The sequence below is a fragment of the Micromonospora sp. NPDC002411 genome, from assembly GCF_053592955.1.
Genome location: NZ_JBSFBM010000464.1, coordinates 1 through 4,153, shown reverse-complemented (window position 1 = coordinate 4,153; position 4,153 = coordinate 1). Strand labels below are relative to the sequence as shown.

Sequence of the window (4,153 nt, the reverse complement as noted above, 5' to 3'; positions counted from 1 at the left end):
GAGGAGTCGACGGAGGTCTACGCCGACGCCGCCGAGATGGCCGACACCGACCTCGTCGTGCAGTGCATGACGATGTCGCAGATCACCTCGGCCGAGGTGGCGGGCCTGAGCGCTGCGGTCATCGCCGGCACGGGCTTCACCGGCTGGCACGGCGGCATCGTGGACTCGTTCCGCGCGTCGTCCGACTACCTGCACCTGGTGGGCGGTCAGTTCGCGACCCACCCGGGTAAGGAGCCGTGCGAGCGTCACGGTGAGGCGGAGGACAACTTCCTGCCGCACACCGTGCACGTCACGGACCTGGGCCGGGAGCACCCGATCACCACCGGGGTCGAGGACTTCGACCTGGTCACCGAGCAGTACTGGGTGCTGCACGACGACCTGATCGACGTACTGGCCGTGACCACCCACCCCACCCAGGAGTGGCACCCGTGGCACCGACCGGTCACCTCGCCGGCGATCTGGACCCGACGGTGGGGTGCCGGGCGCGTCGTCGTGACGACCCCCGGGCACAGCCTCGACGTGCTGGAGCACCCGAGCGTCCGTACCGTGATCGAGAGGGGGATGGTGTGGGCGACTCGCACCGCGTCGGCGTCATAGGTCTCGGGGTCATCTCCCGCGCGTACCTGGACACCCTCGCGAACCATCCCGCGGTGAGCATCGTCGCGCTGGCCGACCTCGACGCCACCCGGTCGGCCGAGGCCGCAGCCAAGATCCCCGGCGCCGAGGCGGTGAGCGTCGAGAGCCTGCTCGCCCGCCCGGACGTGCAGACGGTCCTCAACCTCACGATCCCCGCGGCCCACGCCGAGATCTCGCTCGCCGCCATCGACGCGGGCAAGAACGTGTACGTGGAGAAGCCGCTCGCGGTGACGCTCGATGACGGTCGCTCGATCGTCGAACGGGCCGCAACGGCCGGCGTCCTCGTCGGGTGCGCGCCGGACACCGTCCTGGGCACCGGTACGCAGACGGCACGGGCGGCGATCGACGGCGGCCTCATCGGGCGACCGATGTCCGCGTCGGCAGTCATGGTCACGGCGGGGCACGAGCGCTGGCATCCCCACCCCGACTTCTACTACGCCCCGGGCGGCGGCCCGTTGCTGGACATGGGGCCGTACTACATCTCGGCGCTCATCCACCTGCTCGGGCCGGTCCGCGCGGTGACCGGAGCCGCCAGCCGGTTGCGCGCCGAGCGTGTCATCGGTTCGGGTCCGCGCGCCGGCCAGCGGATCCCGGTCGAGGTGGACACCCATGTGACAGGCGTGCTCGAACACGTCAACGGGGCTCTCTCCACCATCACCACGAGCTTCGACGGCGTCACGACGACTGCCGCGCCGATCGAGGTCCACGGGGAGACCGGCACACTCGCGGTGCCCGACCCGAACTACTTCGACGGGGAGGTCCGACTCTTCGCGCTCGGCGGCAGCGAGTGGCGCGTCCTCGAACCGCAGGCCGGTTACGCCGAAAGCTCGCGGGGCATCGGCCTGATCGACCTGGTCGGCGCCGACGGTCAGCGTCCGCCGCGCGCCGGTGGTGACCTCGCGCTGCACGTGCTCGAAACGATGACCACCCTGCTCCGCTCGGCGGCCGAAGGCCGGCGGATCGAGCTGACGACGACGGCGGAGCGGCCCGCGCCGGTCCCGCTCACCCCGGCCGAGGAGTGGCAGGCCCAGCACGCGTACGGACACTGACCGGAGGCCTCCGGTCAGGTCGTCGTGAGATCGGCCGCGCCGAAGGAGACCGAGAACCGCTTGCACCAGATGGAGACGCTGCGGAAGTCGGCGGGATCAGCCGACGCCGGCAGGTCGTACACCTGGTTGCCCTTGTTGCCCTTGAGCCGTGCCAGCTCGACCCACTTCCCGTCGTCGAACACCTTCCAGCCGGCCGTGCCGCGGATGACCGGCTGGTCGGTCAGCCACACCCTCAGGTCCGGACCGTTCGACGTGTTCAGGTCGCGGATGACGAGCTGGTGACGCCCGTTGGCCAGCCGGCGGATCTCGGCGCTGCCGGTGGTGTCGTGCTCGTGGGTGACGAACTCGCCGGCGGCCAGGACCTGGTCCGCCGCTGGTGCGGTCGCCGAAGCCACCGGGCTCGGGGTCGCGGCCGCCGGAGTGGACGACGGGGCGGAGGTGACCGGTGTCGGCTCGGCGGGGGGAAGCGCGTCGTCGACGTACGTGTCGGTGAACAGCTTCCACGGCTGGAACCAGTAGAGGGCCACGATGGCCACGACGACAGCGGCGGCGAGACCGGCCCGCGCCAGCGGCGACCGGAGGATCCATTTTCCCACCAGCAGAGCGTACGGTCGTCACCGCCGTCGCACCGGTCGCGAACCCTTTCGGAACCCTTACGGCCTGGACCGGCAGGCGTCAGGGCAGCGTGAGGCCGCTCTCCGTGCCGGCGAGAGCATCCGCGCAGGCGCAGCCTCCCTGGTCCGGTGGCAACGCCTTCACCGCGTCGCCCAGCAGGACGCGCAGGCGATCGAGGTTCTGGGCGAAGACGGTGAACACCTCCTGCTGGGTCACGCCGTGACCGACCTCGACGCCCGAGTCGTGGTCGGTCACCAGTGACAGCGCGGTGTAGCACACAGCCAGTTCGCGGGCCAGCACCGCTTCGGGGTGGCCGGTCATGCCGACGGTCGACCAACCCGCCTGGGCGTACCACAGTGATTCGGCGCGGGTGGAGAACCGCGGCCCTTCGATGACGACCATGGTTCCGCCGTCGACCGGCCGCCAGCCGTTGGTGCGGGCGGCGTCGAGGACTGTGGCCCGTCCGACCGGACAGTAGGGATCGGCGAACGGAGCATGGACGACCCGGGGGACCTGCCCGTCCGGGCGTAGCTTCCCGTCGTAGTAGGTCTGCTCGCGACAGTTGGTGCGGTCGACCAGTTGGTCCGGCACGACGAGGGTGCCGGGGCCCAGCTCCGGTTGCAGGCCGCCCACAGCGCCCGGCGCGAGCACCTGGCGGACGCCGACTGTTCGCAGCGCCCACAGGTTGGCCCGGTAGTTGATGCGGTGCGGGGGGAGGGTGTGCCGACGCCCGTGACGGGGCAGGAAGGCCACCGTCCGCCCGGCGATGTCCCCGATGGAGAGTGAGTCGCTCGGCGGCCCGTACGGGGTGTCGACAGTTACCTCGGTGACATCGTCGAGGAACTCGTAGAGACCCGACCCACCGATGACCCCGACCGGCGGACGACCGCTTCGTCGTTCAGACATGGGGACTTCTCCTCTCTGTGTGGTCTGAGGGTTGCTCGGATCGTCGGGCCGGGTCGCGGTGACTGACGATGGCGTCGACGACCAGCACGATCGCGACGACAGCCCAGAGGACGGCCAGCCCGGCGGTCAGCCCGAGCGGATAGTCGCGGTCCGGCAGGCCCGGATTCGGCGGCGCTGAGGACGGTCGCCACAGCAGTGGCACCGCGATCAGCAGCAACGTTGCGCTCGCCATCAGACCTGCGGTGATCCAGGCCAGCCGCAGTCGGTTCGTCACCAGTCGGCCCAGCGCAAGCCCGACCAGCCCGATCAGCGGTGCCACCAGGAGGTCGTGCAGCACCGGGCCGCCGATCAGCCACGGCAGTGTGGTGTCGAGGTGAGGACGGAGCAGCCAACCGCCGTACGCCGCCGCCGCGACGCCGAGTACGAGCAGGAGCAGTCGGACGGCTCTCACCGCAGCACCTCCAGCCGGGCCAGCCACTTGGTCTGGAGGACCCCCGGTCGGCTCGGAGCGATGAGGCGGCAGGGGTATCCGTGGTCGGGGGACAGTTCCTCGCCGTTGATCCTCAGCGCGAGCAGGGTGAGCGGGTCACCGACGTGGGTCGCCGGGAGCGTGCTGGTGGCGTACAGGCCGTCGGTCTCCAGCGAGGAGATCCGAACCGCCCGGTCGGTCGGCGCGCCGACCAGCCGGAGCAGGTCGACGACGGGTACGCCCGTCCAGTCGGCGGAGGCGCTCCAGCCCTCGACGCAGGCGATCGGCAGATTCGCCGTGCGCTGGGGCAGGGCTGCCAGTTCGGCAAGGGAGAAGACATTCCTTCCACCCGTCCAGACGATCTCCAGCCGCCAGTCGGGTGGAACGGTGATGTGCGCGGCTGCCGCCGTCCGGTTGATCGGGACGCCCTGCGGCCCGGTTGCGGAGCGCCACGCCAGCGGGGACACCCGACGCAACC

At 71.0% G+C, this 4,153-nt stretch carries 6 protein-coding genes; 2 read left to right on the top strand and 4 right to left on the bottom strand.

Going from position 1 to position 4,153, the window contains the following annotated elements:
• Both ACWCO3_RS32255 and ACWCO3_RS32250 read left to right on the top strand, forming a co-directional pair.
• Positions 1-597 (top strand): ThuA domain-containing protein (locus ACWCO3_RS32255; protein WP_450013682.1); only part of this gene is annotated, 597 nt, incomplete at its 5' end.
• Positions 567-1,685 (top strand): Gfo/Idh/MocA family protein, encoded by a 1,119-nt coding sequence (locus ACWCO3_RS32250; RefSeq protein ID WP_450013680.1) that lies wholly within the window; start codon positions 567-569, stop codon positions 1,683-1,685. The genes ACWCO3_RS32255 and ACWCO3_RS32250, both read left to right, overlap by 31 nt.
• Positions 1,686-1,699: 14 nt before the next feature.
• Here the strand turns inward: ACWCO3_RS32250 and ACWCO3_RS32245 are convergent, their stop codons facing one another.
• From ACWCO3_RS32245 to ACWCO3_RS32230, 4 genes are all read right to left on the bottom strand, one after another.
• Complete coding sequence (locus tag ACWCO3_RS32245; RefSeq protein ID WP_145780142.1) at positions 1,700-2,281, bottom strand: DM13 domain-containing protein; 582 nt, start codon at positions 2,279-2,281, stop codon at positions 1,700-1,702.
• A gap of 79 nt (positions 2,282-2,360) precedes the next feature.
• Positions 2,361-3,206, bottom strand: coding sequence for an S-methyl-5'-thioadenosine phosphorylase (locus tag ACWCO3_RS32240; protein ID WP_357834906.1), 846 nt, complete (start codon positions 3,204-3,206; stop codon positions 2,361-2,363).
• Positions 3,199-3,657: a hypothetical protein gene (locus ACWCO3_RS32235; protein ID WP_450013677.1), complete on the bottom strand. Its 459-nt coding sequence runs from the start codon at positions 3,655-3,657 to the stop codon at positions 3,199-3,201. Before ACWCO3_RS32235 ends, ACWCO3_RS32240 begins: the two co-directional genes overlap by 8 nt.
• On the bottom strand, positions 3,654-4,153 hold a 500-nt coding region (locus ACWCO3_RS32230), incomplete at its 5' end, for a molybdopterin-dependent oxidoreductase (protein WP_450013675.1). The genes ACWCO3_RS32235 and ACWCO3_RS32230, both read right to left, overlap by 4 nt.

Bases quoted from the DNA above. Each gene is read 5' to 3' on its own strand.
- ACWCO3_RS32240 (WP_357834906.1), bottom strand. From the start codon at position 3,206: ATGTCTGAACGACGAAGCGGTCGTCCGCCGGTCGGGGTCATCGGTGGG.